Origin of the sequence: Marinobacterium lutimaris, from assembly GCF_900108065.1 — a bacterium.
GTDB classification, from domain to species: domain Bacteria; phylum Pseudomonadota; class Gammaproteobacteria; order Pseudomonadales; family Balneatricaceae; genus Marinobacterium_D; species Marinobacterium_D lutimaris.
This window is the reverse complement of the sequence record NZ_FNVQ01000004.1, coordinates 448786-469216: the sequence shown is the minus strand read 5'-3', so window position 1 is coordinate 469216 and position 20431 is coordinate 448786. Positions and strand designations below refer to the sequence as shown.

The 20431-nt window shown below is 59.6% G+C and carries 20 protein-coding genes; 15 read left to right on the top strand and 5 right to left on the bottom strand.

Going from position 1 to position 20431, the window contains the following annotated elements; all coding sequences use genetic code 11:
• Positions 1–7 precede the first annotated feature (7 nt).
• The 6 genes from mutM to ppk1 all read left to right on the top strand — a co-directional run bounded on the left by mutM (position 8) and on the right by ppk1 (position 7293).
• On the top strand, positions 8–820 hold the full coding sequence (gene mutM, locus C4S72_RS19285) for a bifunctional DNA-formamidopyrimidine glycosylase/DNA-(apurinic or apyrimidinic site) lyase (RefSeq protein WP_104004800.1): 813 nt from the start codon (positions 8–10) through the stop codon (positions 818–820).
• 79 nt (positions 821–899) lie between these two features.
• Positions 900–1814 (top strand): alpha/beta hydrolase, encoded by a 915-nt coding sequence (locus C4S72_RS19280; RefSeq protein WP_104004799.1) that lies wholly within the window; start codon positions 900–902, stop codon positions 1812–1814.
• A 112-nt stretch (positions 1815–1926) separates the two neighbouring features.
• A complete protein-coding gene (locus C4S72_RS19275) occupies positions 1927–2457 on the top strand; it encodes a phosphatase PAP2 family protein (protein WP_104004798.1) in 531 nt (176 codons plus the stop codon).
• Positions 2458–3507: an MJ1255/VC2487 family glycosyltransferase gene (locus tag C4S72_RS19270; protein WP_104004797.1), complete on the top strand. Its 1050-nt coding sequence runs from the start codon at positions 2458–2460 to the stop codon at positions 3505–3507.
• A 566-nt stretch (positions 3508–4073) separates the two neighbouring features.
• Complete coding sequence (gene hemB / locus C4S72_RS19265) at positions 4074–5084, top strand: porphobilinogen synthase (RefSeq protein ID WP_104004796.1); 1011 nt, start codon at positions 4074–4076, stop codon at positions 5082–5084.
• 49 nt (positions 5085–5133) lie between these two features.
• Positions 5134–7293, top strand: coding sequence for a polyphosphate kinase 1 (gene ppk1 / locus C4S72_RS19260; RefSeq protein WP_235009197.1), 2160 nt, complete (start codon positions 5134–5136; stop codon positions 7291–7293).
• Positions 7294–7385: 92 nt separating this feature from the next.
• Here the strand turns inward: ppk1 and C4S72_RS19255 are convergent, their stop codons facing one another.
• Entirely contained in the window at positions 7386–8225 is an 840-nt protein-coding gene (locus C4S72_RS19255; protein ID WP_104004794.1) for an SDR family oxidoreductase, read from the bottom strand.
• 50 nt (positions 8226–8275) lie between these two features.
• On the opposite strand from C4S72_RS19255, the gene C4S72_RS19250 reads away from it, so the two are divergent.
• Genes C4S72_RS19250 through C4S72_RS19240 form a run of 3 tightly spaced genes read left to right on the top strand, consistent with a single transcriptional unit; the run spans position 8276 to position 11844 of the window.
• On the top strand, positions 8276–9193 hold the full coding sequence (locus tag C4S72_RS19250; protein ID WP_104004793.1) for a hydrogen peroxide-inducible genes activator: 918 nt from the start codon (positions 8276–8278) through the stop codon (positions 9191–9193).
• The gene (recG, locus tag C4S72_RS19245) at positions 9193–11274 is read left to right on the top strand and encodes an ATP-dependent DNA helicase RecG (RefSeq protein WP_104004792.1); all 2082 of its coding nucleotides are present in this window, start codon (positions 9193–9195) and stop codon (positions 11272–11274) included. The genes C4S72_RS19250 and recG overlap by 1 nt, the downstream gene beginning before the upstream one ends.
• Positions 11275–11328: 54 nt before the next feature.
• Entirely contained in the window at positions 11329–11844 is a 516-nt protein-coding gene (locus C4S72_RS19240; RefSeq protein ID WP_104004791.1) for a DUF501 domain-containing protein, read from the top strand.
• A 75-nt stretch (positions 11845–11919) separates the two neighbouring features.
• Here the strand turns inward: C4S72_RS19240 and C4S72_RS19235 are convergent, their stop codons facing one another.
• The gene (locus tag C4S72_RS19235) at positions 11920–12165 is read right to left on the bottom strand and encodes a YfhL family 4Fe-4S dicluster ferredoxin (protein ID WP_104004790.1); all 246 of its coding nucleotides are present in this window, start codon (positions 12163–12165) and stop codon (positions 11920–11922) included.
• A 63-nt stretch (positions 12166–12228) separates the two neighbouring features.
• Positions 12229–12708 (bottom strand): pantetheine-phosphate adenylyltransferase, encoded by a 480-nt coding sequence (gene coaD / locus C4S72_RS19230; protein WP_104004789.1) that lies wholly within the window; start codon positions 12706–12708, stop codon positions 12229–12231.
• 351 nt (positions 12709–13059) lie between these two features.
• Here coaD and C4S72_RS19225 point away from each other — a divergent pair, with 351 nt between their 5' ends.
• Complete coding sequence (locus tag C4S72_RS19225; RefSeq protein ID WP_160115551.1) at positions 13060–13692, top strand: TetR family transcriptional regulator; 633 nt, start codon at positions 13060–13062, stop codon at positions 13690–13692.
• On the opposite strand, the gene rsmD is transcribed toward C4S72_RS19225, so the two are convergent.
• Both rsmD and C4S72_RS19215 read right to left on the bottom strand, forming a co-directional pair.
• Entirely contained in the window at positions 13678–14295 is a 618-nt protein-coding gene (gene rsmD, locus C4S72_RS19220) for a 16S rRNA (guanine(966)-N(2))-methyltransferase RsmD (RefSeq protein ID WP_104004787.1), read from the bottom strand. The two genes, C4S72_RS19225 and rsmD, sit on opposite strands and share 15 nt — an antisense overlap.
• The gene (locus C4S72_RS19215) at positions 14292–15455 is read right to left on the bottom strand and encodes a hypothetical protein (protein WP_104004786.1); all 1164 of its coding nucleotides are present in this window, start codon (positions 15453–15455) and stop codon (positions 14292–14294) included. The genes rsmD and C4S72_RS19215 overlap by 4 nt, the downstream gene beginning before the upstream one ends.
• A gap of 496 nt (positions 15456–15951) precedes the next feature.
• Between C4S72_RS19215 and ftsY the strand changes: the two genes are divergently transcribed.
• The 5 genes from ftsY to C4S72_RS19190 all read left to right on the top strand — a co-directional run bounded on the left by ftsY (position 15952) and on the right by C4S72_RS19190 (position 20430).
• The gene (ftsY, locus tag C4S72_RS19210; protein WP_407657719.1) at positions 15952–17214 is read left to right on the top strand and encodes a signal recognition particle-docking protein FtsY; all 1263 of its coding nucleotides are present in this window, start codon (positions 15952–15954) and stop codon (positions 17212–17214) included.
• A gap of 17 nt (positions 17215–17231) precedes the next feature.
• On the top strand, positions 17232–17900 hold the full coding sequence (ftsE, locus tag C4S72_RS19205; RefSeq protein ID WP_104004785.1) for a cell division ATP-binding protein FtsE: 669 nt from the start codon (positions 17232–17234) through the stop codon (positions 17898–17900).
• Positions 17890–18903, top strand: a complete 1014-nt coding sequence (gene ftsX, locus C4S72_RS19200; protein ID WP_104004784.1) for a permease-like cell division protein FtsX — start codon at positions 17890–17892, stop codon at positions 18901–18903. The genes ftsE and ftsX overlap by 11 nt, the downstream gene beginning before the upstream one ends.
• Positions 18904–19068: 165 nt before the next feature.
• The gene (gene rpoH, locus C4S72_RS19195) at positions 19069–19923 is read left to right on the top strand and encodes an RNA polymerase sigma factor RpoH (protein WP_104004783.1); all 855 of its coding nucleotides are present in this window, start codon (positions 19069–19071) and stop codon (positions 19921–19923) included.
• Between the two features lie 123 nt (positions 19924–20046).
• Entirely contained in the window at positions 20047–20430 is a 384-nt protein-coding gene (locus tag C4S72_RS19190) for a DUF423 domain-containing protein (protein WP_104004782.1), read from the top strand.
• Position 20431 lies beyond the last annotated feature (1 nt).

Genomic DNA, 20431 nt, shown 5'->3' with positions numbered 1-20431 from the left:
TATATCCATGCCTGAATTACCTGAAGTAGAAACCAGCCGGGCGGGCATCGCTCCGCATCTTGAAGGACGCACTGTTTCTCGCCTGGTGGTGCGTCAGCCGCAGTTGCGCTGGCCGATTCCCGCCGAGCTGGCGCAGTGTCTGGAGGGGCGGGTCATCCGCTCTGTGGCGCGTCGTGGCAAATATATTCTGATTGCCGTGGATGGCGGTGCCGCGCTGCTGCATCTGGGGATGTCGGGTAGCGTACGTGTGTTGCCGGTTGGTGCGCCGGTGGGCAAGCACGACCATGTGGATCTGGAGCTCGATAGTGGCGTCATGCTGAGGCTCACCGATCCGCGCCGTTTCGGCGCACTGCTCTGGCAGCCAGAGCATGAACTGCACAGTCTGCTGGCGTCGCTGGGCCCTGAGCCTCTCTCGGATGAATTTAATGCCGAGTATCTGCAGACCTGCTGCAAGGGACGCAAGACCGCGATCAAGACGCTGATCATGAACAGCCAGGTGGTGGTCGGGGTGGGAAATATCTACGCCAACGAGGCGTTGTTCCAGGCGGGTATCGATCCGCGTCGGGCTGCGGGCCGTGTCTCCGCGCAACGTCTGGAGCAACTGGTGGTCTGTATCAAGCAGGTGCTGGCCTGGGCGATCAAGCAGGGCGGCACAACGCTGAGGGACTTTGTCGGCGGTGACGGCAAGCCCGGCTACTTCAAGCAGGAGCTGCATGTTTATGGCCGCGCTGGTGAGCCTTGTCACAGCTGTGGCAGTATATTGAAAGAGGTGCGTCTGGGGCAGCGAAGTACCGTTTTCTGTCCCTCCTGCCAGCGTTAGGGGATATCGGCATTGCGCCGGCTCCCTCATTCCTGACCGCATAGGTCGCTGCTGCCAGAAAGAGAGCAGAGGAGAAAGCATGAACCGTCCAGTAGAGTTGGCTCCACCGCGTTTTGAAACCGGCGACGATCCGATCCGGGAGGTACTCAGGCACAAGCTTGCTATCGGTCCTCATCTGGCGCGGCGGGAGGCTTTTCGCGTGGGCTCGGATGGTCTCCACTGTGAGTATTATCACTGCTCCGATCAGGCGCCCCTGCTGGTATTCCTGCCGGGTATCGGTACCTACTGTGAACTCTACGCCGAGCTGCTGGCTCGGCTCTGCGATCACGGCTTCAACGTGGTCGGGGTCGACCCGCGTGGCCACGGTTATTCGGATGGTCCCCGCGGCGTTTATACCGTCGAAGAAACGGTCTGTGATCTGGAACGGGTGGTAACGGCTCTGCGAGAGCGGGGCAACGGCCAGGTGGCAGTCTATGGCTACTCCATCGGTGCGGTGATCGCACTGGCGCTGGCTGAGTCCGATGAGCGGGTGGATGCCACGCTCTGTGGAACGCTGCTGCTCACCGAACAGCCGCCGGACCTGATGCATCAGATGGGCTGGTTCTGGACCTGGGGTACGGCGCAGATGTTTCCGACCCTGAAGGTGCCGCTGGGGAACTTCATGGACTTCGACACCCTGCTGGCCGGTAACCCGGCAGGCGAGGTGATCAATGAAGATCCGCTGGTGGTGTTCGATTACCCGTTGAGCACCCTGTCGAGCCTGTTTACCCACCGCGCCGCCAGTTATTCGAACTGCTTCGATTTCGATCTGGCGATTATCCAGGGGGATAGGGATGAGGTGCTGCCGCTCTCCTATGCCGAGCGGGTGATCGGGCAGATGGCTCAGCCCTCGGAGCTGCTGGTTCTGGCCGGTGAGGGGCATATGATCCCCTGGGATAACCCGACACTGCTGGCGCAGAGTGCAGCAGACTGGTTGCAGGCTAGCCTCAAGTAAGATGGTTGTTTAACTCGCCGCCGTATTAACCAAAGCGTCAAGGCGCGGTCATCTGTCTGTCATTCCTGACTGTGGATAATGCCTCCAGGCTGCACAGAAGCGGATGACTGCGATGAACAGACTTCAGAAACTGACCGCCCTGGATACGCGTTTTTTCTACTGGTGTAATGATTTGCACCGGGATCTCGGGTTGGCGCCGGTTAGTCGATTTGTCTCCCGGCTGGGCGACGGTGTGTTGTATCTGCTGGTGGGGTTGGGGTTCGCCCTCTGGGAGCGCGAGCAGGGAGTTATCTTCCTGCAGGTTGGCCTGATGGCCTTCGCGCTGGAACTGCCGCTCTATCTGATACTGAAAAACACCATTCGCCGCGACCGCCCCTGTGACCGCTTAAGCGGATTCAGGGCCGTGATCAAGCCGTCCGACAAGTTCAGTTTTCCATCTGGCCACGCTGCTGCGGCCTTCCTCTTTGCCACCATCATGTCGGCGTTCTACCCGCCGCTGGCACCCTTCGTGTTTATCCTGGCCGGCCTGATCGGCCTGTCCCGGGTGTTACTGGGTGTGCACTATCCCAGCGATATCGCCGCCGGCGCTTTGCTGGGCGTTTGCTCCGCCGTGGTTGCGCTGCACCTCTGGGAGCTGATCTGAATGCGGATTCTGTACGGAGTTCAGGGGACGGGTAACGGCCATATTACGCGGGCGAGGGTGATGGCGCCTACGCTGGCTAATGCCGGGATCGAGGTCGACTATCTGTTCAGCGGTCGTCCGGCGGATGCCTACTTCAATATGGAGCCCTTCGGTGACTACCGCACCCGGCGTGGCATGACCTTTGTCACCGAGGCGGGAAAGGTGCAGCGCTACCGCACCCTGAGGGACAACAGCCTGCCGGAGCTGATCCGCGATGTGCGTGCCCTGGATCTGACGGGGTATGACCTGGTGCTGACCGACTTTGAACCGGTTACCGCCTGGGCTGCCAGGAGACAGAAGGTGCGCAGTATCGGTGTGGCTCACCAGTATGCATTCTGTTACCGCGTTCCAGGTGTCGAGCGCGCGCCTCTTTTGAAACCCTGTCTTAACCTGTTTGCGCCGGCTGACGTGAAAGTGGGTGTTCACTGGCATGCATTCAACGCGCCGATCCTGCCTCCGTTGATTGAGCCACAGCGCCTGCCGCTGAGTTGCGATGCCGGCAAGATCCTGGTCTACCTGCCGTTCGAGGCGATGGACGATATCAAGGCGGTGCTGACTCCTTTCAGCGATTACCGCTTTGTGATCTATGCCCGGGTTGATGCGCCGTCCGAAGAGACTAACCTGTCGATCCGTCCTCTTTCGCGCGATGGCTTCCAGGCGGATCTGGCCAGCTGTGATGGTGTGATCTGCAATGCTGGCTTCGGCTTGTGCAGCGAAACGCTGCAGGCGGGTAAAAAACTGCTGGTGAAGCCGCTGAAAGGGCAGGTTGAGCAGCTGGCCAACGGACGCGCTCTGCAGCGTCTGGAACGGGGGCAGGTGATGAATCAGCTCTCTACGGAGGTGGTGGCAGGCTGGTTGCCGGGTGATAACCCTGAACCCCTGCCCTGGCCAGATACTGCGGGCGCGCTGGTGGAGTGGCTCGCCGAGGGCGCAGAGGCACCGGTAGCCGATCTCTCGAAGCGTCTGTGGCGTGATTTTCAGGCTGACGGCTTTGCCGAGCAGTTCTCCTGAGCATTTTCCCTTTCTAGCTGAAACGGTTGTCCGCCTGCCAGAGGTTCGCTCGGGGCGGCTTAATGCTGTTCGCGTATAGAGAAGAATCTGGCTTTAGCTGTGAGGAGAAGCGTTGTTAACAAAGAGGCTGCCAGGGAGATGGCTGGGAGAGCGTGCTTTTTAAGCGGGGCAGAAAAGATAAAGGGACGTATGTTCCGTCATACGCCCCTTTAACATGGCTTCCATTGATCCTTGCATCTGTTCGCGTCCTGCATGCGTCCTGCTGTCCGTTGATGCGGGCTGGGCCATCCAAGTGTTCGGTCCGTGAACAGGAGATCCGTTAAAAGAATTATCGCAGTGCGGAAAAAAATGGATATAGGAATTTTTCCTAGTTTTTCGGCTTTTCGATGTGGTGGGGTTTTGAATTGATCGAGGTCAAAATTCATACAGCGGCTTCACAGGGAGAAGCATGCATCCCCTGATCAAGCTTTGCGTTAACATGGTGTTTAATAACAGATAAGTTGGCGCTGTCATCTTGCTGTCATCATTTTGTCGTCAAATGCGAAGCTGAAACAAGGATATCCACCGTGACTTTCAACAATAGCCAGCGTTTCTACCCCGATACCCGTATGCGCCGTATGCGTGCCGACGACTTTTCCCGTCGCATGATGCGCGAAAACACCCTGACCCCCGATGATCTGATCTACCCGATGTTTGTTATCGAGGGTAGTAACGAGCGTGAAGCCGTAGCCTCCATGCCCGGTATCGAGCGTCTGAGTATCGACCTGCTGGTGAAAGAGGTGAAAGAGGCGGCAGCGCTGGGTATTCCGGCTGTGGCCCTGTTCCCGGTAACGCCACTGAGCGCCAAGTCAGAAATGGCTGAAGAAGCGTTCAACAGCGATGGTCTGGCGCAGCGTGCTGTGCGTGCCATCAAGGAAGCGGTGCCCGAGATGGGCGTGATTACCGATGTGGCACTGGACCCGTTCACCACTCATGGCCAGGACGGCATCATCGATGATCGCGGCTATGTGCTTAACGATATCACCGTTGAAACGCTGGTGCGTCAGGCGCTCTCCCACGCGGAAGCGGGCGCGGATATTGTTGCGCCCAGCGACATGATGGATGGCCGCATCGGCCAGATCCGCGACGAGCTTGAAGACAACAGTTTTGTTAACACCCGCATCATGGCTTATTCCGCCAAGTATGCGAGTGCTTACTACGGACCTTTTCGCGATGCGGTAGGGTCTGCAGGTAACCTGGGTAAGGGTAATAAGTTCACCTATCAGATGGATCCCGCCAACAGCGACGAAGCTCTGCATGAGGTCGCGCTGGACCTGGCCGAGGGTGCCGACATGGTGATGGTTAAGCCGGGCATGCCATATCTGGATATTGTGCGCCGCGTGAAGCAGGAGCTTCGGGTGCCAACCTTTGCTTACCAGGTGAGTGGCGAGTACGCCATGCACATGGCGGCGTTCCAGAACGGCTGGCTGGATGAAGAAAGTGTCATGCTGGAATCGCTGATGGCGTTCAAGCGTGCGGGCGCGGATGGCATTCTGACCTACTTTGCGATGAGGGCCGCCCGCCTGCTCAATAGATAAACTATATTTGGCGGATGGGAAGATGGAGCTACAGACGGGAGTTACTGACATGGCGGACAACACGGAACTGGATACCAGCGAAGCGACGCTGGCCTTGCGTGAGAGTCGTGAGATTCTGCCCACTATCGAGCCGATAGAAGCGCCGCCAGTCGATCTGAAAGCGCCTGAGCTTTATATCAACCGCGAGTTGAGCCATCTTCAGTTTAACGTCCGCGTGCTGGAACAGGCGCTGGATGAAACTCAGCCGCTGCTCGAGCGGCTGATGTTCCTGCTGATCTTCTCCAGCAACCTGGATGAGTTTTTCGAGATCCGCGTTGCCGAGCAGATGCGCCAGTTGAAGTATGGTCGCGAAGCGGTCGGCCCTGATGCCATGCACCCGCAGAAGGTACTGGAGAAGATCCGCGAGATCTGCGAGGTCAACGTTGCCCGCCAGTACCGCATCCTCAATGACATCATGCTGCCGGCGCTGGAAAAGGAAGGGATTCACTTCCATCGCCGTGGTGCCTGGACGCCGGAACAGCGCGCCTGGGTTGAGGATTACTTCAACGAAAAACTGGTGCCGGTGATCAGCCCCATCGGCCTGGACCCTTCGCATCCGTTCCCGCGCCTGGTCAACAAGAGCCTTAACTTTATCGTCGAGCTCGACGGCAAGGATGCGTTTGGCCGTGAAACCGGCATGGCGATCATTCCGGCGCCGCGTTCACTGCCGCGTCTGATCCGTCTGCCGGACGAGCTCTGCGACGGTGGCGACAACCTGATCTTCCTGTCATCGGTAATCCACGAGTTTGCCGACAACCTATTCCCGGGGATGCAGGTCGAGGGTTGCTATCAGTTCCGTATCACCCGTAACGCCGACCTGACCTTCGACTTCGAGGAGATTGAGGATCTGGCGCGTACCCTGCGCGGTGAGCTGCATTCACGCAAGTTCGGTGATGCGGTGCGTCTGGAGGTGGACAGCCGTACGCCAGAGCACCTGCTCAGTTTCCTGCAGGCGGAGTTCAGCCTGCCGGACTCTCACGTGTACCGGGTGACTGGACCGGTGAACCTGACCCGCCTGATGGCGGTGCGGGATCTGGTGGAGCGCAAGGATCTGCGCTGGCCGCCGTTTACTCCCGGGCTGCCGAACAAACTGAAAAACAGCGAAGATATCTTCACGACGATCCGCCGCAACGATCAGCTGCTGCTGCACCCGTTCCAGTCGTTCTCGCCGGTGGTGGATCTGCTGCGCCAGGCAGCCAAGGACCCGGAAGTCGTCGCGATCAAGCAGACGCTTTACCGCACCGGTGTGAAGTCGGATATCGTCAACGCGTTGGTGGAAGCGGCCCGCTCCGGCAAGGAGGTCACCGTGGTGATCGAGCTGCGCGCCCGTTTCGATGAGGAGAGCAACCTGCAGCTGGCCAGCCGTCTGCAGGAGGCCGGTTGCCTGGTGGTTTATGGCGTGGTTGGTTACAAGACCCACGCCAAGATGATGCTGGTGGTGCGCCGTGAAGGTAACAGCCTGGCGCGTTATTGCCACCTGGGCACCGGTAACTACCATTCAGGCACCGCGCGTCTCTATACCGACTACAGCTACATGACCGCCGACGATCAGGTCGGTGAGGATGTGCACAAGATCTTCCAGCAGCTTACCGGTATGGGCAAGATCCAGAAGCTGCAGAAGCTCTACAACGCGCCGTTTACCCTGCATGCCAAGATGCTGGAACTTATCCACAACGAGATTCGCAACGTCAAGGCGGGCAAGAAGGGGCATATCATCATCAAGGTGAATGGCCTGACCGAACCGAAGCTGATCCGAGGGCTCTACGAAGCGTCCCAGGCCGGGGTTGAGGTCGATCTGATCATCCGTGGTATGTGCCGTCTGCGTCCGGGGCTGGAGGGGATCTCCGACAATATCCGCGTGCGCTCGATCATCGGTCGTTTCCTGGAGCACACCCGTGTCTACTGGTTCGCCAATGCCGGTAAACCCACGGTGATCTGCTCCAGCGCGGACTGGATGGAACGCAACATGCTCAACCGTGTTGAAACCGGCTTTGAGCTGTACGGCAAGCATGCCGACCGGATTCGCACCGAGCTCGGCTACTGTCTGCAGGATAACTGCCAGAGCTGGGAGCTGCACTCCGACGGCAGTTACACCCAGAACCGTCCCGCCGAAGGTGAGGAGTTGTTCAGCGCACAGCAGACGCTGTTGAACGAGCTGGCCAACGCCTGATCCAGGCTCCTGAAGTCTGAATGAAGCTGGCCCCGATCGTTCGGGGTCAGCTTTTTTCTGCCTGTTATTTTCTTCCTGTTACTTCCTGCCTGCTACTTCGGCTCTTTAAGTAGTTCGCTGAAACCAGTCTTGAAATCTGGATACTTCAATTTGTAGCCTGTTGCCTGCAGACGCAGGTTACGACAGCGTTTGCTGCCGCCACGCCGCACCGGCTTGCGCTCGGTAATCTCAACGTCCAGCTGCTGTGCCAGCCAGCCCATCACCTCGCTGATCGGAGTTGGAGCGTTGTCACTGGTGAGATAAATCGGTGCCAGCGTCTCACCCCGGATCGCCATGCCGACCAGGTGCGCCAGAAAGCCTGCGCAGTCGTCGCGGTGAATCCGGTTGCTGAAGTGAACCGGAGACTCCGGCGCCTGAATGCCGGCACGTACCTGATTCAGCAGATGGGTGCGGCCAGGGCCGTAGATACCTGAAAAACGCACCACCGTGGCGGGAACCGACGCGCTCAGTGCTATCTGTTCGCTCTCCAGCAGTATCTGTCCCGAGGGGCTGTCCGGCTCGGTGGCGCTGAACTCATCCACCCACTCGTGCTCATGTTGCCCATAGACGCCGGTTGAGCTGGTCAGGAACAGCCGCTTGGGAGGCTGTGGCAGGGCGGCGAGTACTCGCTTGAGGCCATCGACATATACTGATCGATAGACTTCCAGATCTCGGCTTTTAGCGGCCGCAGCGTAGACCAGGTAGTCGCAGGCGGGCAGAGCGGGAAGGCCATCGGCAGATGACAGATCGCCGGCCAGTGGCTGGATGGCCTCTGGGAGCTGGTTTATAGTACGCCGCAAACCATAGACCTCGACGCCTTCAGCGGCGAGACTAACCCCTAAGGCTGATCCGACATCACCACAGCCGGCAATGAGTACCCGGATTTTTTGCATTTTAACCTCCACGCAAACGCTCGGGTTCACATCTTAACAGAGGAATATGCATGACGCTGACGGAGCTTCGTTACATTGTCACTCTGGCGCAGGAACAGCATTTTGGTCATGCCGCCGAGCGCTGTTATGTGAGTCAGCCCACGCTCTCCATTGCGGTGAAAAAGCTGGAGGAGGAGCTCGGGGTCGCGCTGTTCGAGCGCAGTAAAAATGCGGTGCGGGTGACGCCGGTGGGCGAAAAGGTGGTGCGTCAGGCACAGATGGTGCTGGAGCAGTCCGAAGCGATCCGTGAACTGGCGAAAGAGGGCAAGGATCAGCTGGCATCGCCGCTGCGGGTTGGTGCGATCTACACCATCGGGCCCTACCTGTTTCCGAAACTGGTGCCCAAGGTGCAGCAGATGGCGCCGCAGATGCCGCTCTATATCGAGGAAAATTTCACCGAGGTGCTGCGTGGCAAGATCCGCACCGGTGAGCTTGATGCGATCATCCTGGCGCTGCCGTTTCATGAGCCCGATGTACTGACCCGCTCGATGTATGATGAGCCGTTCATGATGGTGCTGCCGAAAGAACACCCGCTGGCGAAAGAGAAAGAGATCGACAGCTCCAAGATCAGCGACGAGCGCATGCTGCTGCTGGGCGAGGGACACTGTTTCCGCGATCAGGTGCTGGAAGCCTGCCCGGTGCTGGGCCAGTCATTCCACGACAAGCACACCATTACCGAAGGCAGTTCGCTGGAAACCATCCGCATGATGGTGGCTTCGGGCCTTGGTACCAGTGTGCTGCCGATCTCTGCGATCGAAGGCCATCCGTCACGCAATCTGGTGGCCACGGTGCCGTTCAAGAAGCCGCAACCGATGCGCACCGTCGCGGTTGCCTGGCGCGCCAGCTTCCCGCGTCCGCAGGCGATCGAGGTGCTGATGCGCGCCATCATGGAGTGTCACGAATCCGGGCCGATGGCGGATATCGCCTGATGCTCTCCGTGTCAGCCAAACCGGTACCGATCACCGAACTCAAGGGGGTAGGGACGGCGCTGGCACTGAAGCTTGAGCGGCTGGGTCTCGAGACCATTCAGGACCTGCTGCTGCATCTGCCGCTGCGTTACCAGGACCGTACCCGGGTGTTGCCTATCGGCAGCCTGAGGCCTGGCGACGAGGGCGTTATCGTCGGCCATATCGCCGCCAGCGATATCACTTATGGCCGCCGCAAGGCGCTGATGTGCCGGGTGCAGGATGGCACAGGCTCGATCACGCTGCGCTTTTTTCATTTCTCGGCGGCACAGAAAAACAGCCTGGCTCAGGGAAAGCGGATTCGGTGTTTTGGCGAGGCGCGTCCGGGGCCTGCATCGCTTGAGATGGTGCACCCCGAATACAAGGTGATCGCCGATGAGGGCAGCGTTCGCGTCGATGATGCGCTAACACCGGTCTACCCCCTGACTGAAGGACTCACCCAGGGGCGCATCCGTGGCCTGGTCGAACAGGCGCTGGGGTGGCTCGATAAGGGCATCGTCGAAGACCTGTTGCCGGACAACCTGCGTCAGCAATGGCAACTGCCAGAACTGACCGAGTCGATCCGCTATCTGCACCAGCCGCCGGTAGCGGCGGACCAGGAGCAGATGCTGGAGGGCAAGCATCCGGCGCAGCAGCGCCTTGCCTTCGAGGAACTGCTGGCGCATCACCTGTCGCTGCTGAAAATTCGGCAGAAGGTGCAGGAACAGGGCGCGCCGCTGCTCAAGGCCACGGGCAAACTGAGCCTGCCGTTTATCGCCAGCCTGCCGTTTGAACTGACCCAGGCGCAGCGCCGCGTCGCCCGGGAAGTGGCTCGTGATATGACCCTGCCGGTGCCCATGCTGCGGCTGGTGCAGGGCGATGTGGGCTCGGGCAAGACCGTGGTCGCCGCGCTGGCGGCGATCCAGGCACTGGAAAACGGCGCCCAGGCGGCGGTGATGGCGCCTACGGAGATTCTTGCCGAACAGCATTACAACAATTTCTCCGCCTGGCTCGAGCCCCTGGGCGTCAGCGTGGCCTGGCTTGCCGGCAAGGTGAAAGGCAAGCAGCGAGCAAGAGAGCTTGAGCGGATCGCCAACGGCGAGGCGCAGCTGGCGGTGGGTACCCATGCGCTGTTCCAGGAGGAGGTGCGCTTCCATAATCTGGCGGTGGTGGTGGTCGATGAGCAGCATCGCTTCGGTGTTCACCAGCGCCTCAGTCTCAGGGAGAAGGGGTGCAACGGTGAACAGACGCCACACCAGCTGATCATGACCGCCACGCCGATCCCGCGAACCCTGACCATGAGCGCCTACGCCGACCTGGATTGCTCGATCATCGATGAGCTGCCGCCGGGACGAACGCCGGTAAATACCGTGGTGATCGCCGATGGGCGTCGTGACGAGGTGATCGCGCGGGTGCGCAGCGCCTGCAGTGAAGGGCGCCAGGCTTACTGGGTCTGCACCCTTATTGAAGAGTCCGAGGCGCTGCAGTGTCAGGCCGCCGAAGTCACCGCCGAATCCTTGCGGGAAACCCTGCCGGAGCTGCGCATCGGCCTGGTGCACGGGCGCCTGAAAGCGGCGGAAAAAGCGCAGATCATGGCAAGCTTCAAGGCTGCGGAACTCGATCTGCTGGTGGCGACCACGGTGATCGAGGTCGGCGTTGATGTGCCCAACGCCAGCCTGATGATTATCGAGAACCCGGAGCGCCTCGGCCTTGCCCAGCTGCACCAGCTGCGTGGCCGTGTCGGGCGCGGTTCGGTCGAGAGCTTCTGCGTGTTGATGTATCATGCGCCGCTTTCACAGCAGGGGCGAGAGCGTCTGGCGGTGATGCGTGAGAGCACCGATGGTTTCAGGATCGCCGAGAAGGATCTGGAGCTGCGTGGCCCCGGTGAAGTGCTGGGGACCCGCCAGACCGGCATGATGCAGTTCCGCATCGCCGACCTGCAGCGTGACGCGCACCTGCTGCCGCGGGTTAAGCGGGCTGCGGCCGATATCGAACAGGCGCCAGCATTGATGGATGCGCTGATTCGCCGCTGGCTGGGTCAGGGCGAGGCCTACGCCCGCGTCTGACCGCTATAGTTTCAATACAGTCTTTGTATTCAGAGTTTTATTTAGAGAAGAGCCATGCAGCCCGACAGCTCACAATTAGAAATAATCCAGCGTCAGCTCGGGCGTGAGCCCCGCGGTATCGTCGCCATCGCCCATGCCACGGAGCAGGGGGTGCCGGTGGTACTGCAGATACGCTCGCTGGTGGATGACAAACCCTTCCCGACGCTTTACTGGCTTAGTTCTCGCGACCTTTACCAGATGATCGCCGAGATCGAGACCGCCGGCGGTGTGAAACGCATTGAGCAGATGCTGGCTGAAGATGGGGCGCTGCGCGAGGCCTATCACGCCCAGCAGCAGGCCTATGTGGATCTGCGCTGGCAGCTGATGGATGCAGGGGATAAGGCCCGCATCGAGGAACTTGGATTTACCGACCTGTATAACCGCTACGGTATCGGCGGCATCGCCCAGTGGGACAAGGTGCGCTGCCTGCATATGCAGTACGCCCATCATCTGGTGGCGGAGAATCTGGTGGGGGAGTGGATGGACAGAGAGTTCGGCCTGAAAGAGCGACTTGCCGCGATCCGCATTTAAGCCTTGCGAGTGCAGAACGAAAAACGGCAGCCATCTGGCTGCCGTTTTTCTTCCACCGTCTACCGGTGGCGGGCCTTAACCCATCAGCTTGTGGTACTTGTTCATCAGCTGATCTTCGGTTTCGGCGTGATCCGGGTCTTTCGGGATGCAGTCGACCGGGCACACTTCAACACACTGCGGCGTATCGTAGTGGCCTACGCACTCGGTGCACTTGCCCGGGTCGATTTCGTAAATTTCCTCGCCCGGAGAGATTGCCTCGTTAGGGCATTCCGGCTCGCATACATCACAGTTGATGCATTCATCGGTGATCATCAATGCCATGGTGGCTACCTCAATGACTGACAGGTTTTAGGTAAAGCAAACTTCGACGGGTCGATAGTCTGCTTAGGACGAGTAATGCTGCTTCAGGGCATCCGCTACGGCCGGATGTACAAATTTTTCCACATCCCCTCCCAGTGATGCGATCTCGCGGATCAGGGTAGAGGATATGAATGACAGGCTTTCCGCCGGCGTCAGAAACAGACTTTCGACATCCGGTGCCAGCTTGCGATTCATATTCGCCAGCTGAAACTCGTATTCAAAGTCTGATACGGCGCGGAGCCCACGCAGGATTACATTGGCGTCCTGTTCACGGACAAAGTCAGCAAGCAAGCAGTCAAAACCGACCACTTCCACACCATCGAGGTGGGCAAGTGCCTGCCGGGCCAGATCGACACGTAGATCCAGCGACAGGGACGGGCCTTTCTTGGGACTGTCGGCAACCGCTACGACTATGCGGTCGAACAGCCGTGAGGCGCGTTCTACCAGGTCAGTATGACCATTGGTGATAGGGTCGAAGGTGCCGGGATAGACTACCGTATTCATCACAGGCGCTGACCTATATATCTTTTATTTAAGCGACACTGTTTGAAGCCGGATCTCCGCCTTCTGTACAGCAGATCACCATCTAAGCTTCCTTAAGGCGCGGATGTTAGCCCAATTAACAGAGGCGTACAAATAGAATAATGGAATCGTAATTATAAAAATGGTTATATTAAATCAAAGTTAATATTCCTATAAAGAATAAGGTTATCCGGACGGTAGGGATGATTGTTCGGTAAATGTGACGTTTTTGTTACCCGTAGTGGGTCCATATTGATTCCGTTGTAAGGCCCACGTAATTTACGAAGCTTAATTTAGGCGCGGCGAATGTTATCGCGATCAGGGAGAGGACGTGTGGTCAGGCGTAGTAAGGAAGAGGCGGAAGCCACTCGTAAGGGATTGTTGGACAAGGCGTTAGAGTTGTTTGCGGCAGAGGGAACCGAAGCGGTCACCATGAAGCGCATCGCCGCGGAGGCGGGCGTCACCCATGGTGCGATGTACTGGCATTTCCGTAACAAGAAGGATCTGCTGGAGCAGCTGCATCTGCGGGCGCACTGGCCGTTCGAGGCCCATTACCTGGATCAGCGCCAGGCGGTGCAACAGGACGCGCTGGAGGCTCTGGAAAATTTCCTTCGCGCCGCCCTCGCTGAATTTTCCAGAAACACAGAGTTGCAGCGTCTCTATCGTCTGTTCCACTACGGTCGCGGATGTTCGCCGGAGTTAACCGATATGGCGCCCAGGCTGGACCAGGAACTGGAAAGCTGGCGCGACTTTATTCACTACTTTCTGAAACAGGCCCGCAAGCAGAAACAGCTGCGTAAAAAGCTCGACCTGGAACTGCTCAGTGACAGTCTGTTGATCGCCATTGTCGGTGCCATTGATCTCTGGCTGACGGCTCCCAAACGTTTTGACCTGCGAGAGCAGACCGATTATCTGCTGGCGATGCAGATTCAGGGCCTCAGGGTGCTGAAATCATCCATGGTCTGAGCTGCATTCATAAAGTCGGTAGCTGACCTGTCCGGCGTGCTTTTCCCGGTAAAGCGACCAGCTTTCCGGCACATCCGGCGCGCCGATCTCCTTCTCGCTTTCCACATAGACCATGGCACGCTCCGACAGCAGGTTGTGGCTCTCCAGCAGCGCGCAGAGTGGAGCCACCAGCCCCTTGCGGAATGGCGGGTCCATAAATACCAGGTCAAAGCGTTCCGATTCGTCAGCCGGCAGTGCCGACAGCCAGTCCAGCGCGCTGGCGTTGACTACCTCGGCGTTCTGCACCTTCAGCTTCTGCAGGTTTTCCCTTAGCGTACGCGCCACCAGCGATGACTGGTCCACAAAAGTGAGCGAGCCGGCGCCGCGAGACAGCGCTTCAAGGCCCAGGGCGCCGCTGCCGGCACAGAGGTCGACGCAGCGAGCGCCTTCGGTCACGCCCTGCAGCCAGTTGAACAGGGTTTCCCGCACCCGGTCAGGGGTGGGCCTCAGGCCCTCGATGGCGGCGAAAGGAATGCGGCGGCTACGCCAGTCTCCACCGATAATGCGAACGAACGCCTGCTCGGCAGCCTCAGGACGTTTGCGGGTGGTGTTACGGCGACTCATGACGGATTTCCAGTGCTGGCAAAACGGATCTGCAGGCTATGCCCGGGATCGAAAAGGTTAGTGATCAGGGCGCGGGCTGCGTCCAGATCGATAGTGTTCAGTGTATCGCGAAACGCCCGATGGCTGTCCAGCGGCAGTCGGTACAGTGCAACCAGCTCCAGCCAGTCTTGCGGCGCTTCATCAATGATCCGGTCATACCGTTCCAGCAGGGCTGCGCGGGTCTGCTCCAGCAGTTCCTCGTTGATCGCCTGGCCCAGCTGTTCAGGAGTCTGCAGGGATGCGGCGGCGTCCGCCGGCAGAATCAGGGCGCGATAGCCGTTCTGTGCCAGCGGCTTCCAGATCCAGCGGTAATCGCTGTTGCCGCCAAGCCGCGGCAGAAGTTGCGCGACCAGCTCTGCTGCCAGGCGTTGCTGTGCCAGCTCGGCGCCATCGCGCGGTGCGCCCTGCAGCTGGCCGGTCAGTACCAGGTTTCGCTCTGGCTGGCGGGGGCTGGCGTTCAGGACGAGCTGCATCGGCGAGATATCGGATCGCCGGTTTCGGGCATCCGGCGCCGGTGCGTCCTCTTCGCTGGGTTCGATATTTCCGCTCAGGATCCAGGTGGGCAGCGCCGCAGTTGGTGTATCGGCGGTGTCTGCCAGTTGTTCGCCCAGCGCGACAAGCAGTCGACTCTCATCCTGCTGCGACTGCAGGTAACGCTCGGCCTGGGCACGCTGGTGCAGGGGGGCGTTATTCAGCCGTTCCTGTCGCCGGAGCAGGCTATAAAACTGCTTCATCTGCTGCGCAGTGGGCACCTTGTTCATATGCAGGCGCACCAGCAGATGCGTGGAGCTTTCCTTCAGCTGCGCCTGCCAGCCACGTTCGGAGAGCCAGTCGTGCATATCGGTCATGCTCAGCCGCTGCTGCAGCGCCTGGGCGCTCACCCGGTTATCGATCCAGGCTTGGTCGGTCAGTGTCTGTGGCAGCGGCAGCAGCAGGCCAAGGTCGATGCCCTCCTGTTGCAGCGGCAGTTCATAGGCATGCAGCGTGCTGTTCCAGCGCAAAGGGTCGAGCGGAGTCTCGCCGGCGCCCCGCTGCAGCAACAGAATAACGATCGGAAGAACCCAGACCAGTATCAGCAGGTAACGGCGGTTGAAGAGTGGTTTGCTTTTGCTTTCGGCCACAGCCTTTCGCTGTCCTTCGGTTGGATGGTAACGCTATGTTAAGATAGCGCGCTTTAGACTCTCATTGAACGGGGGCGTCTCCCGCTTACCCTTCAGTCACCCGGATACTACAGAATTTATGGAAGCACTCTACACCTGGATGCTCGATAACGGGCTGGATCCCAGTATTGTTCCCTACGCCTTTGGCGCCATCGCGTTTGTCATTCTTCTGGCTATCTTTTTCTACCTGCTTGGTGGCAAGGATAGCGCTGCCGAGCAGCCGCTCGAAAAGCCTGCTGAAGCCAAGCCGGTAGAAAAGCCGGCGGCACAGCCGGCAGCAGAAGCGCAGCCGGAAGTCGTTGAAGAACAGCCTGAAGCCGCCGAAGAAAAGCCGGAAGAAGCTAAACCGGAAGAAGCCCGTCGGGAAACCGCTCAGGTTGAAACCAGCGAAGCAGCGTCCGATGTGGTGAGCCAGGCGCGCACCGAAGCGGAAACGGCTGAAGCGGCCCGTGCCGACCTGGAAAAGCAGCAGGAAGAGCTGGAAGCCCAGGCCCTTGAAGCCCGTGAACAGGCTCAAGCTGAGCAGCAAGCGGAAAGCGCGCCGCAAACGCCTGAGCCCGCGGTAGAAGAAAAAGCCGTCGAGCCTCCTGTTCAGCCAGAAGTGGTCGAGCAGCCGCCGGTAGAGGAAGAGGCTCCTGCCAAGGCTGAAGCGCCGAAAGAAGAGCCGAAGCCAGAGGAGCCGGTTGCAGAGCCGGAACCCGCGGCCAAGGCTGTTGAGCCTGAGCCTGAGCCTGAGCCTGAGCCTGAGCCTGAGCTTGAGCCTGAAGCTGCGCCTGCGCCCCAGGAACAGCCGGAGGTTCGCAAGAAGCGCCTGTTCGACCGCATCAAGAGCGGCCTGAGCCGCACCAAGGCGGGTCTGACCGAGCAGCTTGGCAGCCTCTTTATGGGCGCCAAGGAGATCGATGACGATCTGCTCGAAGAGATCGAAACCCTGCTGCTGATGGCTGATGTGGGCGTTGAGGCAACCACCGAGATCGTCACTCGCCTGACCGACCGCGTTGAGCGTAAACAGCTGAAGAACCCTGAAGCGCTGCGTGATGCGCTGAAAGAGGAACTGGGTGACCTGCTCGGCGGCGTTGAGCATCCGCTGGTGCTGCCGCAAGACAAGTCTCCGGCGGTGATCCTGATGGTCGGCGTCAACGGTGTGGGTAAAACCACCACCATCGGCAAGCTGGCCAAGCGTTACCAGAGCGAAGGCAAATCGGTGATGCTGGCGGCGGGCGATACCTTCCGCGCCGCGGCTGTCGAGCAGCTGCAGGTCTGGGGTGAACGCAACAACGTACCGGTGGTGGCTCAGCATACCGGCGCCGATTCCGCCTCTGTGCTGTTCGACGCGCTACAGGCCGCCAAGTCTCGCGGTGTTGATGTGCTGATCGCCGATACGGCGGGCCGTCTGCAGAACAAGGACAACCTGATGCAGGAGCTGCAGAAGGTGGTGCGCGTGATGCAGAAGATCGATCCGAGTGCGCCGCACGAAGTCATGCTGGTGCTGGACGCAGGTACCGGTCAGAACGCCATCAGCCAGGCTAAGCAGTTCAAGGAAGCGGTGGGCGTCAGCGGTATCACCCTGACCAAGCTGGATGGTACCGCCAAGGGCGGCATCATCTTCGCCATTGCCAAGCAGTTTGGCCTGCCGATCCGCTTTATCGGTGTCGGTGAGCAGGTGGATGACCTGCGCCCGTTCGAGGCGGAAGAGTTCGTTCAGGCGCTGTTCGACTAAACCGGGCTGGAGCACCCATGACCGCGATCCGTTTCAGTAACGTCGGTAAACGCTACCCCAATGGGCATGATGCCCTGAAGGGGGTGAATTTTGACCTGCACTCGGGGGAGCTGGCGTTTCTGACCGGTCACTCCGGCGCCGGTAAAAGTACGCTGCTGAAGCTGATCATGCTGATGGAGCGGCCCAGCCGGGGCGAGGTCTGGGTCGGCGATCAGGATCTGGCGCGGCTGCCGCGCAAGCAGATACCGTTTCACCGTCGCCGCATTGGTGTGGTGTTCCAGAATCACCAGTTGCTGTTCGATCGCAGTATCTTCGACAACGTGGCGCTGCCGCTGCAGCTGTCCGGTTACGACCCGGTGGATGCGGCGCGGCGTGTGCGTGCGGCGCTGGACAAGGTGGGCCTGCTGTCGCGGGAGAAACTCAATCCGCTGACGCTGTCGAGCGGTGAGCAGCAGCGGGTCGGCATCGCCCGTGCCATCGTGCATAAGCCGAAACTGCTGCTGGCGGATGAGCCCACCGGTAACCTGGATCCGGCTCTGTCCGAGGACATCATGCACCTGTTCGAGCAGTTCAACAGCATCGGCACCACGGTGCTGATTGCGAGCCATGATCTTTCGCTGATTAATCGTATGCGTCACCGCGTATTGACGCTGAAGGACGGCAGGATGGTGGCTGATGTCGACTGAGAACCCCTCACAGAAAACGCAGAAACAGCCCCGTAACGCCGCTCAGGCGCCAAGGCGAGGTGCGGTTCAGCACCGCATCGGTCTGGCTGACCGCAGCCGCAGCTGGAGGCGTCACCATCGCGAGGTGGCGCGGCAGTCGTTTTTCCGGCTCTGGGTCACGCCACTGGCGTCGCTGATGACCATGGCGGTACTGGCGATTGCGCTGGCGCTGCCCGGTTTTCTGTTCACGGCGTTGAAAAACCTGGATCAGCTCACCTCTGGCCTGGATACCGATCCGCATATCTCGCTCTACCTGAAGGTGGATTTGAGTGATGCACGGATCGACAGCTTCAGTCGTGAACTGCTGCTGCGCCAGGATCTTGCCTCGGTGGAGCTGATCAGTCCCGACAAGGGGCTGGAAGACTTCAAGCAGTACACCCGCTTTGACGATCTGCTCGACTTCTTTGACACCAACCCGCTGCCGGCGGTGATCACTCTGATCCCCATGGCGCGGGATGCCGACGCTCTGGCACAGCTTCGCAACGAACTGGCGCAGCTGCCGGAGGTGGAAGAAGCACGGCTGGATCTGGAGTGGGTGCGCAGGCTGGGCGCCTTTATGGCGTTGGCCGAGCGTAGCGCCTGGGTACTGGGTGGTCTGCTGGCGCTGACCGTGCTGCTGGTGGTGGGTAACACCGTACGCATGACCATTGAGTCGCGCCGGGACGAGATCCAGGTCAGCAAGCTGGTGGGCGCCACCGACGCCTGGGTGCGCCGGCCTTTCCTGTATAGCGGCCTCTGGTTTGGCCTGTTCGGCGCGGTTCTGGCCTGGCTGCTGGCGCAACTGGCGCTGGCGCTGGTGGCAGAACCCGTGCAGGCGCTGGCAGCGCTCTATCTGAACGACTATGTTGTGCATGGGCTTGGCGTCAGAGAATCGCTGACACTGCTGCTGACCGGCATGATTCTCGGGCTTGGCGGCGCCTGGCTGGCGGTGGGGCGTCATCTGAAGGACATCGAGCCAGGCTAGTCTATAACTGAGTCAGTCGCCAGGTTATTGCGTTTTTATCCACAGCGCGTTATTTTTTCTGGTCCGCGAAAAAGGCGGGAGTCGACAGACCGGGAACTTTTCCACATTGGGTACGGTCCTAAACTCGGTTTTTAAATGTTGGATCCAAACGAGGTGAATCCTTAAATGGGCACGAGCTTACAGGTTGTTGAACAACTCTCACCGGGGCGCAATGTAGACGCTTACGTGCAGAGTGTGAGCACGATTCCAATCCTCACCGCTGAAGAGGAGCGTGAACTGGCCGAGCGTCTGCACTACCAGAGCGATCTGGAAGCGGCACGTCAGCTGGTTATGTCTCATCTGCGTTTCGTTGTACACATTGCACGTAGTTACTCCGGTTATGGTCTGCCGCTGGGCGATCTGATCCAGGAAGGTAACGTGGGCCTGATGAAGGCCGTCAAACGCTTTGACCCCACCATGGGTGTTCGCCTGGTTTCCTTTGCGGTGCACTGGATCAAGGCGGAGATGCACGAATTTATTCTGCGCAACTGGCGTATCGTTAAAATCGCGACCACCAAGGCGCAGCGCAAGCTGTTCTTCAACCTGCGTTCGCAGAAGAAGGGCCTGGGTTGGATGAACAACGACGAGGTCAAGGCGATTGCCGATGATCTGGGCGTTGATGCGAAAACCGTACGTCAGATGGAAGGTCGCCTGGCCTCCAGCGATACTGCCTTCGATGCGCCGGTCGATACCGACGAAGACAGCGCCTGGCAGGCGCCGGCTGCCTATCTTGAAGATATGAGCGCTGACCCGGCTGCGCAGCTGGAAGCTTCCGACTGGGAGGAGAGCTCCCAGAAAGCACTGATGGACGCGATCTCCGTACTGGATGAGCGTAGCCGCGATATCCTGATGCAGCGCTGGCTCAGCGAAGAGAAGGCCACCCTGCATGATCTGGCGGCCAAGTACGGCGTATCCGCCGAGCGTATCCGCCAGCTGGAAAAGAACGCCATGAACAAGATCAAGGTGGCGATGAGCGCCTGATCCTGGATTTTATGACTGGCTAAAGAGGCCGCCGCACTCCCTGTGAGTCCGGCGGCCTTTGTTTTTACGCCTGCCGGTGCGCGGCGTATACTATGGCCCCCAAACCGAATACCCGGAGAGAAGATGTCGGCCCGCCTGACCTTTCTGAGTGCTGCCTTGCTGGGTGCCCTGGCGGTTTGCCTGGGTGCATTTGCCGCACACGGCCTGCGTGATCAACTGACCCCGCGCATGCTGGAGGTCTTCCAGACCGGGGTAACCTACCAGTTCTACCATGTGTTCGCGCTGTTTGGCGTTGGCCTGCTGCTGCAGCGCCAGGACCGCCGTTTGCTGCGTGTCAGTGCGGTACTGTTCCTGGTCGGTATGCTGTTGTTCTGCGGCAGTCTCTACCTGCTGGTCGCCACGGGCGTTCACTATCTGGGAATGGTTACGCCGGTGGGCGGAGTACTGATGATTGCGGGCTGGCTGACGCTGGCCGGCGGCGTTTTCAAGGCTCTCCCGGGTAAATAGT